The organism is Sulfuricaulis sp., from assembly GCF_024653915.1.
Classification (GTDB): Bacteria; Pseudomonadota; Gammaproteobacteria; order Acidiferrobacterales; family Sulfurifustaceae; genus Sulfuricaulis.
Genome location: NZ_JANLGY010000006.1, coordinates 47,386 through 66,611, shown reverse-complemented (window position 1 = coordinate 66,611; position 19,226 = coordinate 47,386). Strand labels below are relative to the sequence as shown.

Here is a 19,226-nt window from a genome sequence, read left to right as displayed (position 1 = left end):
GAGTTGGGGCATACCCATCTTTAAACCGTCATTCCGGCGAAAGCCGGAATCCAGATAGTACATGTAGGGCGGGTTAGGCGTTTTTTGCCGTGGGTCAGCCACCCACAAGTAATACGCGGCCGAAGGCCGCTCGATAAATAACAAGTAGAATAGCGCGATGGAACACGACGCCGCCTGGCGCTGGAAAGTCATCATCGCCTTCGCGGCGGTGTATATCATCTGGGGTTCGACGTATCTGGCGATCCGCGTGGGGGTGCAGCAATTGCCGCCGGCGCTGTTTGCCGGGTCGCGGTTCGTGGTGGCTGGCATCCTGTTAGCGATCTACGCGCGGTTGAGCGGACAGAAATTTCCCACCCATTTTCGCGAATGGCGCACGATTGCGATCACGGCGCTGTTCATGCTGGTCGGTGCCAATGGTCTTGTCGTATGGGGCGAACAGTGGGTACCGTCGAACCAGGCGGCGCTGATCGTCGCCACCACGGCGCTGTGGCTGGCGGGCTTCGGAACCTTGGGTGAGCACGGCCAGAAGCTGGGAACACGCACCGTGCTGGGGCTCTCCGTCGGATTCTTCGGCGTGGCCATGCTGATGCTGCCGGAGAAGGGATTTTCACTGGAGCACTTCGGGGCGCAGCTCGCGGTGCTGACGGCGTGCCCACTGTGGGCCGCCGGCTCCATGATCGCCAAGCGCGGCCGGCTGACCACGCCGCCGCTCATGGTCGCGGCCATGCAGTCATTGGTAGCGGGGATCGTTTTCTGCGGATTGGGATTTCCCCTCGGCGAGGCCGCGCGCTGGAGCTGGTCGGCGGAGGCGATGGCAGCGCTCGCCTTCCTGATCGTTTTCGGTTCCTGCTTCGGCTATGCGTCCTACATCTGGCTGCTGCACGAAGTCAGCCCCGCCGCGCTCGGCACCTATGCCTACGTCAACCCACTCGTGGCCGTAGTGCTCGGCTGGCTGGTACTGCAGGAAACGCTCAATGCCAACCAGCTCGCGGGCATGGTGGTGATCCTGATCGGCGTCATGCTGGTCAGCATCGCGCGACCTAAGGCCATCGCAGCCCCTGACCAGCGGAGCTGATCCCGCTCAAACAACGTCTGGCGGTATAATTCGCGGCTCCGTTCCGGTTCCTGTCCGCACATGCAGCAGTTTGCCTCACTTCCGCCGCTCTCACTTTACGTGCACATCCCCTGGTGTGTGCGCAAATGCCCGTATTGCGATTTCAATTCCCACGAGGCGCGCGGCGGCGTTCCGGAACAGGAATACGTCGAGGCGCTGCTGCGCGATCTGGAGCAGGACCTGCCGCGCGTGTGGGGGCGTATTGTGCATACCATTTTCATCGGCGGGGGCACACCGAGCCTGTTTTCGCCCGAGGCCATTGACCGTCTGTTGTCCGGGATTCGCGCGCGGCTGCTACTCGATCAGAATATCGAAATCACGCTCGAGGCCAATCCTGGCACGGTGGATACGGAACGCTTCAAGGGCTTTCGCGCCGCCGGGATCAATCGCCTGTCCATCGGTGTCCAGAGTTTCGAGCCGGAAAAACTGAAAGCACTGGGGCGCATCCACGGCCGTGAAGAGGCGCTGCGCGCGGCTGAATCCGCACGTGCGGCGGGCTTCGATAATTTCAATCTTGATCTGATGTTCGGCCTGCCCGGTCAAACGGTAGAACAGGCACTGGCGGATATTCGTACCGCGATTCAGCTTTACCCCACGCATCTTTCTGCCTATCAGCTCACCATCGAACCGAACACGTTATTCCACTCTCGGCCGCCGACACTGCCCGACGACGACAGCACTTGGGACATGCAAAGCCGGCTGCAAACGGAACTGGCCGCTGCGGGATACCAGCAATATGAGGTCTCGGCCTATGCCAAGCCGGGCCACGAGTGCCGGCATAATCTCAACTACTGGCAGTTCGGAGATTACCTCGGCATCGGCGCCGGCGCGCACGCCAAGATCACTGACGCCAGAGGCATCACGCGACTCTGGAAGCTGAAACAGCCGAATGAATATTTGCGCACCGCCGGGACGCCACAAAACATCGGCGGCGAACAGAAGCTCTCGCGCGAGCATACCGTGACCGAATTCATGATGAACGCCTTGCGCATCACCCGCGGTGTACCGTCGCGCCTGTTCGCGGAACGCACCGGCATGCCAATCTCTGTCGCGGCAAAACCTCTCGAGGAGGCGGAGCGAAAAGGACTGATCGCCTGGGATATCGAAACCCTGCGCCCGACGGACATCGGCTTGCGCTTTCTCAACAATCTCGTCGCCATGTTCTAGCATTGCATCGCCTCAGCCGGCAGGCTTGCGCCGGCACAATGGTTCGCATACCTTGATTGCTTGCTGTAGATGACAAGCCTCCAAGAATCGTGCGAGGAGCCGCGATGAATTCCTATATCAGTATCGTCTCGCTGCTGGCGCAGATGTTGTAGATGAAAAAAAGCACCAAGCTGCTGGTCATTCTAATCATTGTGGCGGCATTCGCCTGGGCGGGTACGTATCTGTTTCCGCTTGCCCCGCCCATATCGCCGGAAACCGAATTCGTCCTGCTCGACGGGAAAAAACTGACATTGCAGTCGTTGCGCGGTCGGCCGGTGCTGGTGAGTTTCTGGGCCACCACCTGCCCGCCCTGTGTGGAAGAACTGCCCGATCTGATCCAGCTCTACAAAGACTGGCATCCACAGGGGCTCGAAATGATCGCCGTGGCCATGCCCTACGATCCGCCGATCAGGGTGCAGGAATTCGTGCAGCGCCATAATGTTCCTTATCCCGTCGCGCTCGACGTGCAAGGCGTCGTGACCAGCGCCTTCGGCGGCGTGCCTTTTGTCCCAACCGCCTTTATCATCGACCCGAATGGAAAAACCGAACTGAACTACACCGGCCGTTTGGATATCGCCAAGGCCCGGCGTATCATCTCGCGCTACCTGAAAGCTCCCGGCGCCTGATCTGCATCGCCGCCAAAAAATTACAAACCATCATGCTCTGGATAAAATCCCTGCACATCATTTTCATGGTCACCTGGTTCGCCGGGCTCTTCTATCTTCCGCGCCTGTTTGTGTATCACAGCATGGTGTCGGCCACCGACCGCGAAGGCGTCGAGCGCTTCAAGGTGATGGAGCGCAAACTCTTCTTCGGCATCATGACGCCGGGCGGCATTCTCACCATCGTATTTGGGCTGTGGTTGTGGCTGGGTTACGGATTCGCCGGCGGCTGGCTGCACGCCAAGCTCGCACTCGTCCTCATATTGATCGCCTACCACATTTACTGCGCCAAGCTGATGATCGACTTTAAATACGACCGCAACCGCCATGATCACGTGTGGTACCGCTGGTTCAACGAATTCCCGACCGTGATTCTCATTGCTGGGGTTATCCTGGCCGTGGTCAAACCGTTCTGATATCGCCCAATAGTTAGACTTGGCTCAATCCCACAACTTCCGCCACCAGCGCTTACGATTCTCCGGGTGGTGCGCGCGATCGTATAGCGCCACAGGTGGTAACAGGCTCAGGACCCAGCCCGGCAGCGGCGGGTTATCGCTGAAACCGCACTGAACTCCAAGGTTGTTGGGATCAAAAATCTTGATCAACGCCGGATCGGTCTTGTTGTCGGCATAGACGATGCCGCAATAGTCCTCCTGGTGTTCCTTGCGCAGCAACGCATCAATTTCTGAAATGAACAGGTTGACCTGCTCCGCGCTGGCCCGCGCGGCCGGAGGAGTTTCGCCGAGAGCATACAAGTACCAGCCGGAGGCGGCATTGCTCCTTACCACTCCCCAGAAGGCGTCAAGGTCCTCCCAGCTCAGCACACCAGTGAAATTGCCACGGAACGCCGACAGGAACGGTTCTTCTTTTACGTTAGCAGCAGATGGCATGCGCTTTATCTCCGCGGATTTTTTTTCATGAGATTATTTTTTCACGCCTCGCCTGATCTGGCTAGATGAACAGACAGACGTCCGACTGTTGCGCAATCGGCAGGAAAGTGGCCGCGCCGATCCAGTCCTTGACCTCGGGAATGAAGTCTTCGCGCTTGTAGCCGAACAGGTCGACTGTCATCTGGCAAGCCACCAGGTTAACGCCAGCCTCGATACAGACATCGCGTAATTCCTGAACCGAGGCGACACCGCAATTTTTCACGGTTTTCTTCATCAGTCCCGTGGCCACCTTCTCGAATCCCGGGACGCCGGCCATTACCAGATTCGGGACCTTCCAATTAATACCTTTGAACCATTTCGGGCCAAAGGGCATTTTCATGGGCATGCTCGGATTGCCCAACGCGCTGACCTCGAGGTGCAATTCCTTTTTCAATAATTCCAAACCGTAAAAAGTGAAAAATACGTTCACGTCCCAGCCCAGCGCCGACGCCGTGGAGGCGAGAATGAACGGTGGATAGGCCCAGTCCATGGTTCCCTTGGTGGCGATGATCGAAAGCGAAGGGGTCTTGTTCTCCTCGACCTCTTTCAGTTTTTTCGAGAAACGCTCATCGAACCAGGCATCGAGCGCGGCGCCGTGTTTCTGCAAGTCGCCGGGCAAACTGATGGATGACTTTTCAGCTAGGTTAGACATGGTTGCCTCCTTTCAAAGGCTGAGGGTTTGACTGGTGGAGGGATATCCGTCAGTTCTTGCGTATCTGGAAAACATACTCGTCACTGCTTTGTTCGGACGAAACCAGTTCATTACCGGTCGCCTTGCAAAAGGCGTCGAAATCCTTGACTGAACCTGGGTCGGTGGCGCGCACGGATAAAACTTCTCCTTGCTGTAAACCATTAAGTGCCTTTTTCGCACGCAGAATGGGCAGCGGGCAGTTCAATCCACGTGCATCGAGTTCCTGTGCTGTAGCAGACATGAATATCTCCTGTTTGGGTTGAGGGAGTCTTTATCTGAATAGATTAAATATCCCGGTTGGGCGAAGCACAAATCAGATAATTTAATTAGTTTCGCTAACAAACATATCAGTCAGGCCGGCTGGCACAGACGCGGCCAGGGATATCCATCCGACTTGAGGTCGGCGAGATGTTCACGCACCGCCGTACGCCAGTCCTTGGCGGGCGTGTAGCCCAGTTTTCGCCGGGCATAATCATTAGGGCAATACCAGTTCTCGCACAGGCGCACAATGGACCGGGTGAGAAACGGCGAGGAACCGGGCATGACCGGCTTGAGCGTTTCCATCAGCCAGCCGAAAGCATAACCGGCGGGATAGGGAACGCTGTAAAGCGGTTTGGGAACACCGGCTTCCTCCGCGATGAATTGAACCACCTCGCGCAGCGTCGGAAATTCCGTTCCGCAAATATTGAACGATTCATAATCGTTCAAACCATCGGCGATGGTTGCCAAAGCAAAGGCCACGCCGAGATCGGTATCGGCCACCAATGGCAGACGTTTGCGCCCTCCCGCCAACCATGGCACCAGATAGGTTTTCAGTCGTGGCACCAGCGCCGGCAGCATGCCCAGGCGATTGCCAGTACCGATAAAATGGCCCAGACGCATCGTAACCATCTGCGTGCCACGGTTGCTGTTTACGCGCATGTAATGGTCGAGATCGATCAGGCAGTCGAGATGCGGCCAGAAACCGGTATATTTTGTTTCCGAGAAATCATCCAGGGGTTTGTTGCCTTTCGCGACGGCGCCGATCACGACTGTGCTGGTCTGAATAAAACGTTTGACGCCCTGACGAATCGCCTGCTCGACGAGATCGCGAGTCGGTTCGAAAAAACGCTCACGTTCCAGCGCCTTGTGGTTCCACATGGACGCCCAGTTACCGGCGCTGCAGATGACATCGACCTCCTTCACCACCTCGCGTCGGTAATTCGCATCCATCAAATTACCGATCCGAACTTCGCCCTTGAAATTTCGCGGTAGTTTCTCGCGCTGTCGACAAGCAGCAATCGGTTCAACCCCGGGTTGCGCTACCACGGCCCTGAGTATGTTGCCGCCCAGAAAACCCGTGGCGCCTGTAACCAACACCCGAATCTTTTTATTTGTGCCCATGATTTCTCCCGGTTATCCAGAATTGATTTCGCGTCCCTTCACAAGCTGTCCACCCATTTCTTGAGCCGGGCCGTTTCCCGCAGGACCAAATCCGGCTTGTTGAAGGTATGCGTGAGCAAACTGGCGCCCTGCAACACTGACACCAGATGCAAGGAGAGATCGGCAGACTCCTTTCCCTTGCCAAGCTCGCGAAACTGTTGCTCGGTCCACCCCAGGATGGCGGCCATCAGGCTCGCGGCCTTTTCCGCGAGCACGCCCCCGTCTTTGTGGAGTTCCTGGCAAAGACTGCCAATGGGGCAACCGCTGGAGGCCAGCGCCTCGCGCTGTCCCTCCACTTCTCCAATCAATGCATGCAGGCGTTTTTTCGGGTCCGGGAGCTTGTCCCACGCAGCGATGAGACCAGCATAAAAATTCGCGCGGTGCTCGATCAGCGCATGGCCGATGTCTTCCTTGGTTTTGAAGTAGTAATAAACGTTACCCAAGGGCACCTCGGCCTCGCGGGAGATATCGGCCAGCGTGGTCTGATTGAATCCTTGCGCATGGACCAGCTTGTTCGCCGCTTCGAGCAGGCGAAAGCGCTTGTTGGTTTCTTTTATTTCCATTTAAATCAATTATTTAAAGTATTAAGTAAGTTACCTGACTAAATTATGGATTGCTTATATACAGCTGTCAAGAAAATATTTTCCGGCGCACGGAAAAGCGAGAAATTTTTGTTACATCGCTGTACCAGCTGTGCCGGTTTGACACCTACCCCGTCGCGATCGCCGTTAGCGGTTTTGACGAGTTACACCGCGATATACTGAATCGATAGCATGGACACACTCACCCACGCCCTGAGCGGCGCACTGCTGGCGCGCGCGACGGAACCGAAAGCTCCGCGGCCGAATCAATTGCCGCAGCGCGCGCGCATGTGGATCGGTTTCTGGGCCGCGGCATTCCCCGACAGCGATTTCATCACACGCTTCATCGATCCCCTGACCTATCTCACTGTGCACCGCGGCATCACCCATTCCGTGATCATGCTGCCATTGTGGGCGCTGGGCCTGTCGCTGTTGTTCATGCTGCTCGTGCGCGGAAAATATTCCTGGCGCGCGTTCGTGGGTGTGGTGGCGCTGGGCATCGGTATCCATATCCTCGGCGACGTGATCACGGCTTTCGGCACCATGGTCTTCGCGCCGTTTTCCCACTGGCGCGCGCAGATGCCAACCACGTTCATCATCGATCCGTATTTCACCGCGATCATCATTGCGGGGCTGATCGCCTCGGCGGTATGGAATCTCACACGCAAGCCGGCCGTCATCGGTCTGACCGTGCTCGCCGCTTACGTGGGGTTTCAGGGAATCCTGCAGCAGCGCGCCGTGGCAGTCGGAGAGGCCTACGTCACCCGGCACGGGATTGAAGCGGCCAAGGTCGAAGCCATTCCACAACCCTTCTCGCCATTCCACTGGATGATCGTCATCCCGCAAAAAGATGTCTACCACATGACCTACGTGAGCCTGTGGCGCAAAGAGATGCCGGAGTTTCCTCCCACCGATGCCAATTGGTTGCGGCAGGTGTACGCCTCGTACTATCCGGCGAGAGATGCCCTGTGGAAACAGGTTCCACGTTTCGGTTCGGGCAAGGACGCCAAACTGGCGGAACAACTCTGGTATTCGGAAACCCTGGCGGCCTATCGGAACTTCACCCTGTTCCCGGCGCTGTATGGCGTAGACCGTATCCAGGGCAGGCTATGCCTGTGGTTCAATGATCTGCGTTTTGCCCTGGCGGGGAGAAACATGCCGTTCCGTTACGGCGCGTGTCAGAGCAAAAAAGATCCAGTGTGGCGCATTTACCGGCTATTCAACGACGACAACGGCGAGGAAATCTTCGAAGCCATTCCACATTAAGTAAAGATGCCAACAAAAAGAAAAATAGACAGGATTTACAGGATTAAAAAACACGATTAACAGGATTTTATAAATCTAAAAATCTTTAATCCTGTAAATCCTGAGAAATCCTGTTAATCCTGTCCATTTCATTTTGTTAGAGGTTCTAATACATATCCGCAGGATCGACATCCAGCGACCAGCGCGTTTTTTTGGCGAATTTTGCCTCCGCCAGCTGCGCCACCCATTGAGAGAGAAATTCGTGCAGCGGCGCACGCTGACTGGATTGCACCAGTAACTGCGCACGATAGCGGCCGGCACGCCGCTCCATGGGCGCTGCCACCGGCACCAAAACCTGCACCTCCTTTCCGGGCGACAGTGGGAGCGCCAGGGTGCGCGCTTCATGCAGAAATTTGAGTGCCGCGTCCGGTGTGGGCGACTCGGCACGCAGCAAGGCGAGATGGCTGTAGGGCGGATAGTTCGTCTCCTGGCGTTCATTGAGAGCAAACTCGGCGAAGCCATGGAAGTCGTGTCGCTGCAACGCGGCGAACAGGGGGTGATCCGGATGCCAGGTCTGGATCAGCACCTCGCCGGGCTTGTCCGCGCGTCCGGCGCGCCCGCTTACCTGCATGATCAGCTGGAACAGTCGTTCGCTCGAACGAAAATCGGTTCCGTACAGTCCCTGATCGGCGTTCAGGATGCCAACCAGCGTGACATTGGGGAAATCATGCCCCTTGGAGAGCATCTGGGTCCCGACCAGGATATCGGCCTCGCCCTCATGGACACGCCGCAGTTTTTCTTCAAGCGCGCCCTTGCGGCTGGTGCTGTCGCGATCGATGCGCTCTATGCGCGCCTGCGGGAAAAACTTTTGCAGCGCGCCTTCCACCCGCTCCGTGCCCTCGCCGAGGGGATGCAGTTTCTCGCCTTGGCAAGACGGACAACGCTGAGCGACTTCCTGTTCCGCGCCGCAATGATGACAAAGCAGTTTCTGTCTTTTGTGATGCAGGGTAAGTTGAGCATCGCAGCGCTTGCAGGGGGCCACCCAGCCGCAGTCAAAACACATCCACACCGGCGAGAATCCGCGGCGGTTCAGAAACAGGATGCTCTGCTCGCCCTTTTCGAGTTTGGCCGCGAGCACTTCGCGCAAGGGCAGTGAAAGCCCTTCGCTCGGCTTGAGCCGGCGCATATCGAGCAGCCGCACCTGCGGCATGACAGCGCTGCCGGTACGCTCCGGCAACTCGATCAGGGCATAAGTACCCTGCCGCGCATTTTTGAGACTCTCCAGCGACGGTGTGGCCGAGCCCAGAATGATGGGAATTTTTTCGCGCGACGCGCGCATGACAGCCACATCGCGCGCCGAATAACGAAAGCCGTCTTGCTGCTTGTACGAGCCATCGTGTTCCTCGTCCACCACGATGACGCCGGGATTTTTGAGCGGCGTAAAAACGGCCGAGCGCGTACCGAGGACAATGGGCGCCTTGCCTTCACTGGCCCTCACCCAGGCACTCAGGCGCTCCTGCTCATTGAGTCCGGAATGCAACACTGCAATTGGTGTGCGGAAGCGCCTCTCGAAACGACCAACCAGTTGCGGTGTCAGGCTGATTTCCGGCACCAGCACCAACGACTGCTTTCCCTGCGCCAGCACTTCTTTAATCACACTCAGGTAAACCTCAGTTTTCCCGCTGCCGGTGACTCCGTGCAACAGGAAGGGGTGGAAGCCATCCAGCCTGGCAACGATGGCGGTCACAGAGGACTTCTGGTCCGAATTGAGATCCGGCGCAGACTGCAACTCCCCGTTTAACACAGGCCGTGGGTCACGTTGGTGACTGCTCACCCACCCTTTGGCATGCAGCGCCTTGAGCGCAGCGGCCGAGCGCTGCGAAATTTGAGCAAGCTGCTCCGCATCGAGCCCTTCCGCGGCGACGGTCAACGCCTCGAGCACATGCCTTTGCGCCGGGGCGCGTTTCAGCGTCTGCGGGTCCACGGAGCGGCCTTCAGGCGTAAGCATCCACACCTTTGCCCCGCTCACGACCGGCGCGCGGCCTTGTCGTAAGCGCACCGGCAGCGCCGTGTGAATGACTTCGCCGAGAGGATGATGGTAATAATCCGCCGCCCACCGAAGCAGCCCCAGTATCGACGGCGGGAGAATGGCGCTGGCATCCAGCGATTGTGTGATAGCCCTCAACCGGCTGGCTGGCAGCTCGCTTTGCGCAACCTCGCCCAGCACGACGCCGATCATTTCCCGGCGACCGAACGGCACCCGCACGCGCGCGCCCGGCACCAGTGGCACGGTGGCCAGATAATCAAACGCGTGATACAGGGGAGTCGGTACAGCCACTTGGTAAATTCGCGACGCGGCGGACATGGCGGCGACTCTATCACATGGCCATTGAACGAATTTTTTTGCGCATTTTCTGTGCAACGCGTGAAACAACCGTGCTCCACGCTCACTATTTTGTTATGACATGCCTCTAAGCGCTTGTATCTAAACGGTGCAAACCTTACTCACAGAATCTGTGGATAACAGTGTTGATGAAGTCGTGGCGCGCAATCAGTCGCACGGCAATTTCCGAGGATTTTGTTAGTTTGATTAAAAAATAAACTGAGGCATTAAGTTTCTTTGGATCAACAAGTTAAGTAAAAACACCCGCGTTTTATCGAGCAATTATTTTCGGGCATGCCGAATATAATTTCAGGACTATTTTAGCTGTGCATAAAGTAAACAGCTGACGACCCTCTTTAGCGGGAATTCATCTGTTTTTTCCATACAGGTCTGTGCTGGCAAGCCTGAAAGACAAAGCTTAGGATGCCGTAAACCACTGGAAAAGGAGGATGACTATGAAGGGTGCATGCAAGTGGGTCCAACAATACGGGCCGCTGATTGGGCGGTTGTTACTGGCGAACCTGTTCATCGTGGCCGGCTTCAAGAAAATAACCGGTTTCGCTGGCACCGCTGGCTACATGGCCGCCAAAATGCCGAGCCTTGATCCCAATTTGATCAAAATCATGCTGGTGCTGACCATCGCCATCGAACTGGGCGGCGGCCTGATGATACTGGTCGGCTGGCAGGCGCGCTGGGCCGCCACGATTATTTTCCTGTGGATGATCCCGGTGACGTATTTGTTTCACGCCTACTGGGGGTTGCCGCCGGATCAGATGCAGATGCAGTTCATCCAGTTCCAGAAAAACCTGGCGATCATGGGCGCCCTGCTGCTTATCGTCGCCCAAGGCACCGGTCCATACAGCTTGGGAAGGGATAACTGTAAATAGCAGCGGATACGACTTGCACGCGCAGATTCAATTTCCGCGCGGCAGGAGAAAACAGCTTACTTGTGCAACCGGATCAGTTTGGAATTGCGCTTGAGAGCCCAGGAAGACTGCTTGAGCCAGGTGGACAGGTCATCCGCCGACAGCGGACGGCTGATGTAGTGGCCCTGCGCGGTGTCGCATCCCAGTTCGGCGAGACGTTTCAGTGTTTCCTCGTTCTCAACGCCTTCCGCCACCACTTCGAGCTTGAGATTGTGCGCGAGATCAATACTGGTGCGCACGATAGCGGCATCGTTTTCATCGCGCACCATGCCGATGACAAAGGACTTGTCGATTTTGATGGTGTTGACCGGCAGCTTCTTCAGATAAGAGAGTGAAGAATAGCCGGTACCGAAATCGTCAATCGCGATTCGCAGCCCCATCTTGGACAGACGCGTCAGCACCTCAAGGGCGCGCTCGGGCTCGGTCATCACCGCACTTTCGGTTATTTCCAGTTCCAGCCAGCGCGGCGAAATTTGCAGCGCCTCCAACTGCTCGGCAAAGGCTTCCGCCAAGTACGGGTCCTGCAGGTCGCGCACCGACAGGTTCATGGAAATGGTAATGGGCAAGCCCTGATGCTGAAGCAGCTGGCCCTGCCGCAGGGATTCGTTCAGCACCCACGGCGTGAGGCTGCGGATCATGCCGGTCTGCTCGAGCAGTGGAATGAAAGTGTCCGGCAACAACAGGTCCTCGCGCGGGTGATTCCAGCGTATCAGCGCCTCGACCCCATTGACCTGGAAATTCTTGAGATCCACCTTCGGCTGGTAATACAACACAAACTGCTCCTGCTCCACAGCATGGCGCAGCTCACCGAGCAATGTCAGGCGTGTCGAGTTGTGCTGGTCGTTCTTGCCGTCGTAGAAGGCGTGTCCGCTGTTGCTGTTCTTGGCGGAGTACATGGCCACGTCCGAGCGCTGAATCAGGATATTGGCGTCCACCCCGTGATCGGGATAGAGCGCGATACCGATGCTGGCCCCGATATCGAGGCTCTGTTCCTCGATACGGAACGGGGCGCGCAAGGCCTGGAGCAGCATGCGCGCGGCCATGGTCGCGTGTTTGTCATTCACCGCCGGCAGCAGGATGGCGAATTCGTCGCCACCCATGCGCGCCACCGTGTCGATATCGCGCAGCTTGCTGCGCAGGCGTGCCGCAACCTGTTGCAGCAGTTTGTCGCCAATCTGGTGACCCAGGGTGTCGTTGATGTCCTTGAAGCGATCGAGATCCATCAGCATCAGAGCGAATGGCTTGTAATCGCGCTTGGCGTCCACGATGGCGTGTTCCAGGCGTTCGTGGAACAAGGTGCGATTCGGCAACTTCGTCAGCGGATCGGTGAAAGCGAGGCTTTCCAGGCTTTCGTAAAGCTCCTTGAGCCGCGTCGTCATGCTGTTGAAAGCGGCGCCTAACTCGACAGCTTCGGCACAACCGCTCAACACCACGTGCTCGCCGAGATGACTCTTGTCAGAACGGGCCTTGCGCAGCTGCGTCACCAGTCTACGCAGTGGCATGGCGGTGGTTTTTTGCAACACAAACCACACAAGCAGAGCCACCAGCAGAATCGCCGAAGCGGCCACAGCCACGGTGTAGTAGCCGGTAAACGTCAGTCCCTCGCTGAACAGCCGTATATCCTGGCTGACACCGATATTAAACAACGGGCGGGATGCCACACCGTAGGGTTGCTCCACCACCAGATAATTCTTCCATTCATCGTCGCTCGGCCAGTTGACGGAACGAAACAACAAGGCCCCGTCCGGGAAGGTCAGGCGCACAGGCAGACTGAAAATGTTGTCAGACCCGGTCAGCCGCGGGGTCACGTCCGTGGCGACCAGCAGAAAACCGGACGCTGGGCGTTCACTCAACGCCTGGATCAGTAGATGATAAATATTTTTTTCCGCCACGCAAAAGCCGGTTACCGGCTTTTGAATATCCGCGCCCATGCGCTTCGCGGCCAGGGAACGCAGGTTCGCGCAGGCGGGTTGACTCAAAACATTCTCGGGCAAGCCCTTGCTGGAGGAGGCCAGCACATTCATATCTGCTTTCAGCACCTGAAGCTTGGCCAGCGTGGTGCGGCCAGAGATGAAGCCGGGTTTCTCAAACAATTGGTCCAGATGACGGACAGAAGCCGCCACTTTGCCGCCCGCCACCGCCGTGACGAAACCAGACTCCTGACGGGACAGCAGCACAAGGCGTTGCGATTCCGCATCCAATTCCCGGCGCAGATCACTGATCCGCGTCTTGACCTGCTCGCCAAGAGCAGTACGCTGTTGTGCCAAGCTGACGTCGCGGTAGATATCACCGCTGGTGAACACAAAAAAAACGCCGAGCAATCCCACCGCGGTCACAGCGAAGGTGAGGCTCGTACGCATCGATAGCTGATTAAACAACATCGTTATTCTTAATCGCCAAAACCGACTTAAGACGAATAAACGCCGATGCGAATCCGTTCGTTGATGTTCCCGTTCCATTGGAACTCTTGTTACCTCCTGTAATGTCCCTGTCCCTAAAGCGCCCGACGCAGACCAATCCTTAGGCGCAAACGCGCTGGCGGCCTGTAAATCCTGCAATTCCAGTGCCACTTATCGGCATCCATAAAATCAGTGGCTTGCGGAAAATAACGGCGGAAAATAAGGCGTTTTTGGCGATTTTTGGCTGGCGGCGGGACATGCGGCGGGGTTTGGCAGTTTTTCGGTCGGTTCAGGTGTCATTTTTCGGCGGGTTTCGGACCAACACGTGCTTCTCGCCTTCCGGAATTGCCCCTACATTACCCGTCTCACATTGGGGAGACGGAGGAATGGAGTCAGCCTGGGTAACCATCGCACAGCACATTTCCGCAGCCACCGGCGCGCCCTTTGCTGTCCGGTCACAGCATTCCGTCGGTGGCGGGTGCATCAACTCCGCCACGGTCCTGCAGGACACGAGCAGGAAATTCTTTGTCAAACTCAACGACGCTGCACGCCTTTCCATGTTTGAGGCCGAAGCCGAAGGCCTGAAGGAAATCGCACAGACACGCAGCGTGCGTGTGCCGCGGCCGATATGTTCCGGCGAAGTCGAGGACTCCGCCTTTCTGGTGCTCGAACATCTCGAACTGGAAGGCGCTGACGCACGCGGCCTCGAACAGCTCGGGCGGGAGCTGGCACAGATGCACCGCAGCACTCAGAAACGATTCGGCTGGCATCTCGACAATACCATCGGCTCGACTCCACAGATCAACACGCCCGGCGCCGACTGGGTGGAGTTCTGGCGCGAGCACCGTCTCGGTTTTCAGCTCGAGCTGGCCACACAAAACGGTCGCAATATGATGAAAAAGGGCGAGCGCCTGATGGCAAACATGGAAAAATTTTTCCACAGTTACCACCCCGCCCCTTCGCTGCTGCACGGCGATCTGTGGGGCGGCAATGTCAGTGCTACCGGAGAGCAGCCGGTGATTTTCGACCCGGCGGTTTATTACGGCGATCGCGAAGCGGACCTGGCCATGACGGAATTATTCGGGGGATTTCCCGCGCGATTTTACCAAAGCTATCAGGAGGCGTGGCCGCTCGATCCGGGTTACAAGATACGCAAGACGCTGTACAACCTCTATCACGTCCTCAACCACCTCAACCTGTTCGGCGGTGGTTACGCTTCCCAGGCGGAACACATGATAGATTCACTGCTAAGCGAATTGCGATAATCAAGATATGGATATCCAGTTTCTGGGGGCGGCACGCGAAGTCACCGGTTCCTGTTTTCTGGTGCGCTGCGGTGAGCGGCAGCTACTTATCGACTGCGGCTTGATACAGGGCGCTGCCGCGGACGAAGCGCGCAACCGCGCCGCCTTCGCTTTCGACCCGCGCGCGATCGATGCCGTGATTCTCACCCACGCCCATCTCGACCATTCCGGCCGCCTGCCGCTGCTGGTCAAGGCCGGTTTTCGCGGACCGGTTTACACTCACCGCGCCACGCGCGACCTGTGCCAGATCATGCTCAAGGACGCGGCCTCGTTGAACGAGAAGGATGCCGAACACGAAAACCGGCGCCGCCTGCGCCGGGGTAAGCGCCCCGTCGAACCACTCTATACACGCACGGACGCCGAGAAGGCCATGCGCCAGTTTCAGGCCCTCGATTACGGTCAGGAACGGGAACTACTGCCGGGTGTACGCGTACGCCTGCAGGACGCGGGCCACATCCTCGGCTCGGCCATCGTGGAATTGTGGCTCACGGAGAACGGCCACCGGCGCAAGCTCGTCTTCAGCGGTGACCTGGGGCATGCCGGCGCGCCGATCCTGCGCAATCCGGAATCCGTGCGCGAGGCCGATTTGGTGGTGATGGAGAGCACCTACGGCGACCGCGAACACCGCTCCTGGGACGAGACGCTCACGGAACTGGGCGAGGTGTTCCGCGAGGCGCGGCAAAGCCAGGGCAACATCCTCATCCCCGCCTTCGCCATCGGCCGCAGCCAGGAGTTGCTCTACTTTCTTAAACACCATAATCGGGAATGGGGCATCGATCACTGGACGGTCTTCCTCGATAGCCCGATGGCAATTGAAGCCACGGAAGTCTATGGCAAGCACTGGAAGCTGTTCGATGCCGAGGCCCACCGCCGTCGCAAAAAAGACGGCGACCCCTTTGCCATGCCCAACCTCCATTTCAGCCGCACGCCCACGCAATCCATGGCCATCAATCGCGTGCGCGGCGGCGCCATTATCATCGCCGGTAGCGGCATGTGCGACGGCGGGCGCATCCGGCATCATTTGAAGCACAACCTCTGGCGTGAGCAGTGCCACGTCATCTTCGCCGGCTTCCAGGCACGGGGTACACTCGGGAGGAAAATCGTGGATGGCGCCAAAACCGTCAAACTCTGGAGCGAAACCATCCGTGTCGGCGCGCGCATTCACACTGTCGGCGGCCTGTCGGCGCATGCGGGCCAGTCGGGTCTGCTCGAGTGGTACCGGAATTTTTCCAGCCGCCCTACCGTGGCGCTGGTGCATGGGGAAACCGAGCCAATGCAAACACTGGCGCAATACCTGGAAGCCCTGCGCGCGCCGGTGCTGATGCCAAAACCCGGTGAGCGGCTGAATCTTCTTTCCTCACACTCCGAAATCCGCTGACGCCGCGCGCGTTTTTTCAATCGTGAGGCCAAATTTGCGGCATTTTGCCGCAAGTGAAATTCCGGCGACTTGCAAGGGCCGTTGCAGAAGAGTTAGATAGCCAAAAGGAATTAACTGAGGGTCGAAGTGAATCTGTAAATTGCGTTTGACTTATATCAAGGATGAGATCAATCCGCTGTGTCGAACTCATCCTCTCATTACATGTGCGCTCAGCTGAACATTCGAAGAACACAAAAGCAGTCATTATTATTATTCAAAACATGTAACCACCTGAGGAGGTGCCTGATGCGTTTCAAAAATCACACCCTGACACTGTTGCTGGGGGCCGCCCTGGTCGGCTGCGCCACGCAATCTCCACCACCAACCGCCAAAGCAGCCACGCCGGCCCCAGCGGCGGCCCCCGCACCGGCGGTTGTTGCACCGCCCGCGTCACCGCCCAGTGCCGCCGCGGTGAAAAACATGATCACCAACTGTTTCTCCTGCCACGGCACCGACGGCCGCAGCCCCGGCGCCATTCCGAGCCTCACCGGCATGAATTCGCAGCAGGCGTTGCTGGTGCTGAAGGAATTCAAATCCGGTGCGCGTTCGGCCACGGTCATGACGCGCCACGCCAAGGGCTACACCGACCTCGAGATCGAGGCGCTCGCCAACTACATCGGCAGCAATCTTAAATAGGGGAATGACATGAGCAAAATTACTCGCAGAGATTTTCTCAAAATCGCCGGCGCGGCCTCCGCGGCCGGTGCGCTCGGTCAGGCCTCGCTGGCGCAAGCCGCCAAGCACGGCATGGGCAGCGCCCGTGTGGTCGTGGTGGGCGGTGGATTTGGCGGCGCCACTTGCGCCAAGTATTTGCGTCGTCTCGACCCCGGCATCGCCGTGACACTGGTGGAGCCGAGCACGAAATTCATCACCTGCCCGTTCAGCAATCTGGTGCTGGGCGGCCTGCGCACCATGGACTCCATCACACAAAACTTTGATGCACTGAAAAAGAAACACGGCGTCAATGTCGTGCACGACACCGTGACCACGATTGACGCGGCCGGCAAGAAGGTCACGCTCAAGAGCGGCAAGACGCTGAGTTACGACCGGTTGGTGGTATCGCCGGGCATCGACTTCAAGTACGACGCCATCCCGGGCTACAGCGAAAAGGCGGCGGAAGTGATGCCGCATGCCTGGAAGGCCGGGCCGCAGACGCTGCTGTTGCAGAAGAAGCTCAAGGCCATGAAGGACGGTGGCACTTTTGTGATGGTCGCGCCGCCCAACCCGTTCCGCTGCCCACCCGGACCGTACGAACGCGCCAGCATGGTCGCTCATTATTTCAAGGAGCATAAGCCCAAGTCCAAGATCATCATCCTGGACGCCAAGGACAAGTTCTCGAAACAGGGTCTGTTCCAGGCTGGCTGGGACAAGCTCTATCCCGGCATGATCGAATGGGTGTCGGGTGCGAAGGGCGGCACAGTGAAAGCGGTGGACGTGAAGAAGATGGTTCTCGACGCCGAACTCGCCAAGCACAAGGCCGATGTCGTGAACTTCATCCCGGCACAGACCGCGGGCAAAATCGCGCTGGCCTCTGGCCTCGCCGACGACAAGGGCTGGTGCCCGGTGAATCCGGTAACCTTCGAGTCGAAACTGCACCCTGGCATCCACGTGGTGGGCGATTCCTCGATCGCCGGCGCGCTGCCGAAGTCCGGCTTCGCCGCCAGCAGCGAGGCCAAGATGTGCGCCGCCGCGATTGTGGCCATGTTCAAGGGTGAATCGCCGGCGGCCAACTCGTTCGTCAACACCTGCTACAGCCTGATCGCGCCGAAGTACGGCATCTCGGTCGCGGGCGTGTACCGCAACACGGAGAAAGGCATCACGGAAGTGGAAGGCTCGGGCGGCGTGAGCCCCAAGGACGCGCCGGACTCCTTCCGCGAGGAAGAGGCCAAGTACACCGTCGGCTGGTACCAGAGCATCACTGCCGATATCTGGGGCTGATCGCGGTTTCTCCTCCAAAGATGTATCAAGGGCGGCGCAAGCCGCCCTTTTTTATGGTCTTAAACCGCCAAGAACGCTAAGGACGCCAAGATACAATCGTAGGGTACGCAAAAGCGAAGCGTTGCGCACCGTCAGCTGGTGCGCTTCGCTGCCGCTCAGCACACCCTACAAATTGCTATGTGCTCTATGTACAAATGAACATCAAACCAACACTCTCTGCCGGTGTCGTGATCGTCCGACACTTCGACGATCAATATCGTTACCTGCTATTGCGCATCCGTGATTATTGGGATTTTTCCAAGGGTATGGTCGAGCCCGGCGAAGACCCGCTGGCCGCCGCCATCCGCGAAGTGGAAGAGGAAACCACGCTGATCCAGCTCGATTTCCGTTGGGGACATGCGTTCACGGAAACCGAGCCTTACGGCAAAAACAAGATTGCGCGTTACTACGTTGCGGAATCAGCCGAAGGTGAAGTGTTTCTCCCCGTCACCGAAGAACTCGGCAAACCGGAACACGAGGAATTCCGCTGGATGGAATACGACGCCGCCTTTGGATTGCTGGTGCCGCGGGTGCTGGCGGTATTGGATTGGGCCGGGAAAATAATTTAGCCGTAACGTAAAGTTAAGGGGCTGCGCGCTTTTGCGCAGTCCCGCTTGAACGACGGGTTGGGCATCACGATAGCTATTCAGCCCGCGGAAGTTTGACCGGAACTCTGAAAGACAACTTTGCTGCATGTCCACTGCTGTTACCGCTTTCGCCTTTCACGCTGCCACCAACAATGGCGGCTACGACACTCAACTTGGCTTCACTCCCAGCGCGCTCATCGGTCTTTACAGTTACCTCAAACTCTATGGCTGTCAGATCACTGATACCCGTCTCAACTGCTTTGAAACTACTGGCGACTTTGGGAACAATTGTTCCTTTGTCAGTTTCTTGTTGCGCATCCTTGATGCCGTTCACGATGTCGCAAAGAGCCCGAGATACAAATTGTCTTAGTTCCATATTTCCT

General features: G+C 57.7%; 19 protein-coding genes. 11 read left to right on the top strand and 8 right to left on the bottom strand.

From position 1 onward, the window contains the following. Positions 1 to 157 precede the first annotated feature (157 nt). The 4 genes from NUV55_RS03765 to hemJ all read left to right on the top strand — a co-directional run bounded on the left by NUV55_RS03765 (position 158) and on the right by hemJ (position 3,398). Positions 158 to 1,075, top strand: coding sequence for an EamA family transporter (locus tag NUV55_RS03765; protein WP_296670526.1), 918 nt, complete (start codon positions 158 to 160; stop codon positions 1,073 to 1,075). Positions 1,076 to 1,135: 60 nt separating this feature from the next. After that, positions 1,136 to 2,281: a radical SAM family heme chaperone HemW gene (hemW, locus tag NUV55_RS03760; RefSeq protein ID WP_296670525.1), complete on the top strand. Its 1,146-nt coding sequence runs from the start codon at positions 1,136 to 1,138 to the stop codon at positions 2,279 to 2,281. 152 nt (positions 2,282 to 2,433) lie between these two features. Then, positions 2,434 to 2,946: a TlpA disulfide reductase family protein gene (locus NUV55_RS03755; RefSeq protein WP_296670523.1), complete on the top strand. Its 513-nt coding sequence runs from the start codon at positions 2,434 to 2,436 to the stop codon at positions 2,944 to 2,946. A 32-nt stretch (positions 2,947 to 2,978) separates the two neighbouring features. Beyond that, complete coding sequence (gene hemJ, locus NUV55_RS03750; protein WP_296670521.1) at positions 2,979 to 3,398, top strand: protoporphyrinogen oxidase HemJ; 420 nt, start codon at positions 2,979 to 2,981, stop codon at positions 3,396 to 3,398. Positions 3,399 to 3,422: 24 nt separating this feature from the next. Here the strand turns inward: hemJ and NUV55_RS03745 are convergent, their stop codons facing one another. The 5 genes from NUV55_RS03745 to NUV55_RS03725 all read right to left on the bottom strand — a co-directional run bounded on the left by NUV55_RS03745 (position 3,423) and on the right by NUV55_RS03725 (position 6,587). Further along, entirely contained in the window at positions 3,423 to 3,872 is a 450-nt protein-coding gene (locus tag NUV55_RS03745; protein WP_296670520.1) for a hypothetical protein, read from the bottom strand. 61 nt (positions 3,873 to 3,933) lie between these two features. After that, positions 3,934 to 4,563: a DsrE/DsrF/DrsH-like family protein gene (locus tag NUV55_RS03740; protein ID WP_296670518.1), complete on the bottom strand. Its 630-nt coding sequence runs from the start codon at positions 4,561 to 4,563 to the stop codon at positions 3,934 to 3,936. Positions 4,564 to 4,612: 49 nt separating this feature from the next. Then, positions 4,613 to 4,843: a sulfurtransferase TusA family protein gene (locus tag NUV55_RS03735; protein ID WP_296670517.1), complete on the bottom strand. Its 231-nt coding sequence runs from the start codon at positions 4,841 to 4,843 to the stop codon at positions 4,613 to 4,615. 110 nt (positions 4,844 to 4,953) lie between these two features. Next, positions 4,954 to 5,985, bottom strand: coding sequence for an NAD(P)-dependent oxidoreductase (locus tag NUV55_RS03730; protein WP_296670515.1), 1,032 nt, complete (start codon positions 5,983 to 5,985; stop codon positions 4,954 to 4,956). 38 nt (positions 5,986 to 6,023) lie between these two features. Continuing rightward, positions 6,024 to 6,587 (bottom strand): TetR/AcrR family transcriptional regulator, encoded by a 564-nt coding sequence (locus NUV55_RS03725; RefSeq protein ID WP_296670514.1) that lies wholly within the window; start codon positions 6,585 to 6,587, stop codon positions 6,024 to 6,026. 210 nt (positions 6,588 to 6,797) lie between these two features. On the opposite strand from NUV55_RS03725, the gene NUV55_RS03720 reads away from it, so the two are divergent. After that, positions 6,798 to 7,871, top strand: coding sequence for a metal-dependent hydrolase (locus NUV55_RS03720; RefSeq protein ID WP_296670512.1), 1,074 nt, complete (start codon positions 6,798 to 6,800; stop codon positions 7,869 to 7,871). Positions 7,872 to 8,016: 145 nt separating this feature from the next. Here NUV55_RS03720 and NUV55_RS03715 read toward each other — a convergent pair whose 3' ends face one another. Further along, a complete protein-coding gene (locus NUV55_RS03715; protein WP_296670511.1) occupies positions 8,017 to 10,215 on the bottom strand; it encodes a primosomal protein N' in 2,199 nt (732 codons plus the stop codon). A 473-nt stretch (positions 10,216 to 10,688) separates the two neighbouring features. Between NUV55_RS03715 and NUV55_RS03710 the strand changes: the two genes are divergently transcribed. Then, entirely contained in the window at positions 10,689 to 11,120 is a 432-nt protein-coding gene (locus NUV55_RS03710; protein ID WP_296670509.1) for a DoxX family protein, read from the top strand. Positions 11,121 to 11,176: 56 nt separating this feature from the next. On the opposite strand, the gene NUV55_RS03705 is transcribed toward NUV55_RS03710, so the two are convergent. Continuing rightward, positions 11,177 to 13,519 carry an EAL domain-containing protein gene (locus NUV55_RS03705; RefSeq protein WP_296670508.1) on the bottom strand — a complete coding sequence of 781 codons (2,343 nt, stop codon included), beginning with the start codon at positions 13,517 to 13,519 and terminating at the stop codon, positions 11,177 to 11,179. Positions 13,520 to 13,944: 425 nt separating this feature from the next. Between NUV55_RS03705 and NUV55_RS03700 the strand changes: the two genes are divergently transcribed. The 5 genes from NUV55_RS03700 to NUV55_RS03680 all read left to right on the top strand — a co-directional run bounded on the left by NUV55_RS03700 (position 13,945) and on the right by NUV55_RS03680 (position 18,825). After that, complete coding sequence (locus NUV55_RS03700; protein ID WP_296670506.1) at positions 13,945 to 14,823, top strand: fructosamine kinase family protein; 879 nt, start codon at positions 13,945 to 13,947, stop codon at positions 14,821 to 14,823. A 7-nt stretch (positions 14,824 to 14,830) separates the two neighbouring features. Beyond that, the gene (locus NUV55_RS03695) at positions 14,831 to 16,240 is read left to right on the top strand and encodes an MBL fold metallo-hydrolase RNA specificity domain-containing protein (RefSeq protein WP_296670503.1); all 1,410 of its coding nucleotides are present in this window, start codon (positions 14,831 to 14,833) and stop codon (positions 16,238 to 16,240) included. 285 nt (positions 16,241 to 16,525) lie between these two features. After that, positions 16,526 to 16,915 carry a c-type cytochrome gene (locus tag NUV55_RS03690; protein WP_296670501.1) on the top strand — a complete coding sequence of 130 codons (390 nt, stop codon included), beginning with the start codon at positions 16,526 to 16,528 and terminating at the stop codon, positions 16,913 to 16,915. 9 nt (positions 16,916 to 16,924) lie between these two features. Next, positions 16,925 to 18,217, top strand: a complete 1,293-nt coding sequence (locus NUV55_RS03685) for an NAD(P)/FAD-dependent oxidoreductase (RefSeq protein WP_296670500.1) — start codon at positions 16,925 to 16,927, stop codon at positions 18,215 to 18,217. A 194-nt stretch (positions 18,218 to 18,411) separates the two neighbouring features. Beyond that, positions 18,412 to 18,825, top strand: a complete 414-nt coding sequence (locus NUV55_RS03680; protein WP_296670498.1) for an NUDIX domain-containing protein — start codon at positions 18,412 to 18,414, stop codon at positions 18,823 to 18,825. Positions 18,826 to 18,898: 73 nt separating this feature from the next. Here NUV55_RS03680 and NUV55_RS03675 read toward each other — a convergent pair whose 3' ends face one another. After that, the gene (locus tag NUV55_RS03675; protein WP_296670496.1) at positions 18,899 to 19,219 is read right to left on the bottom strand and encodes a hypothetical protein; all 321 of its coding nucleotides are present in this window, start codon (positions 19,217 to 19,219) and stop codon (positions 18,899 to 18,901) included. Positions 19,220 to 19,226 lie beyond the last annotated feature (7 nt).

What these genes read in the sequence shown, in the direction of transcription:
- NUV55_RS03765 (WP_296670526.1), top strand. Translation starts at nt 158, where the DNA reads ATGGAACACGACGCCGCCTGGCGCTGGAAAGTCATCATCGCCTTCGCG.
- NUV55_RS03730 (WP_296670515.1), bottom strand. Translation starts at nt 5,985, where the DNA reads ATGGGCACAAATAAAAAGATTCGGGTGTTGGTTACAGGCGCCACGGGT.
- NUV55_RS03695 (WP_296670503.1), top strand. Translation starts at nt 14,831, where the DNA reads ATGGATATCCAGTTTCTGGGGGCGGCACGCGAAGTCACCGGTTCCTGT.
- NUV55_RS03690 (WP_296670501.1), top strand. Translation starts at nt 16,526, where the DNA reads ATGCGTTTCAAAAATCACACCCTGACACTGTTGCTGGGGGCCGCCCTG.
- hemJ (WP_296670521.1), top strand. Translation starts at nt 2,979, where the DNA reads ATGCTCTGGATAAAATCCCTGCACATCATTTTCATGGTCACCTGGTTC.
- NUV55_RS03675 (WP_296670496.1), bottom strand. Translation starts at nt 19,219, where the DNA reads ATGGAACTAAGACAATTTGTATCTCGGGCTCTTTGCGACATCGTGAAC.
- NUV55_RS03715 (WP_296670511.1), bottom strand. Translation starts at nt 10,215, where the DNA reads ATGTCCGCCGCGTCGCGAATTTACCAAGTGGCTGTACCGACTCCCCTG.
- NUV55_RS03685 (WP_296670500.1), top strand. Translation starts at nt 16,925, where the DNA reads ATGAGCAAAATTACTCGCAGAGATTTTCTCAAAATCGCCGGCGCGGCC.
- NUV55_RS03735 (WP_296670517.1), bottom strand. Translation starts at nt 4,843, where the DNA reads ATGTCTGCTACAGCACAGGAACTCGATGCACGTGGATTGAACTGCCCG.
- NUV55_RS03745 (WP_296670520.1), bottom strand. Translation starts at nt 3,872, where the DNA reads ATGCCATCTGCTGCTAACGTAAAAGAAGAACCGTTCCTGTCGGCGTTC.
- NUV55_RS03755 (WP_296670523.1), top strand. Translation starts at nt 2,434, where the DNA reads ATGAAAAAAAGCACCAAGCTGCTGGTCATTCTAATCATTGTGGCGGCA.
- hemW (WP_296670525.1), top strand. Translation starts at nt 1,136, where the DNA reads ATGCAGCAGTTTGCCTCACTTCCGCCGCTCTCACTTTACGTGCACATC.
- NUV55_RS03725 (WP_296670514.1), bottom strand. Translation starts at nt 6,587, where the DNA reads ATGGAAATAAAAGAAACCAACAAGCGCTTTCGCCTGCTCGAAGCGGCG.
- NUV55_RS03705 (WP_296670508.1), bottom strand. Translation starts at nt 13,519, where the DNA reads ATGCGTACGAGCCTCACCTTCGCTGTGACCGCGGTGGGATTGCTCGGC.
- NUV55_RS03740 (WP_296670518.1), bottom strand. Translation starts at nt 4,563, where the DNA reads ATGTCTAACCTAGCTGAAAAGTCATCCATCAGTTTGCCCGGCGACTTG.
- NUV55_RS03680 (WP_296670498.1), top strand. Translation starts at nt 18,412, where the DNA reads ATGAACATCAAACCAACACTCTCTGCCGGTGTCGTGATCGTCCGACAC.
- NUV55_RS03720 (WP_296670512.1), top strand. Translation starts at nt 6,798, where the DNA reads ATGGACACACTCACCCACGCCCTGAGCGGCGCACTGCTGGCGCGCGCG.
- NUV55_RS03700 (WP_296670506.1), top strand. Translation starts at nt 13,945, where the DNA reads ATGGAGTCAGCCTGGGTAACCATCGCACAGCACATTTCCGCAGCCACC.
- NUV55_RS03710 (WP_296670509.1), top strand. Translation starts at nt 10,689, where the DNA reads ATGAAGGGTGCATGCAAGTGGGTCCAACAATACGGGCCGCTGATTGGG.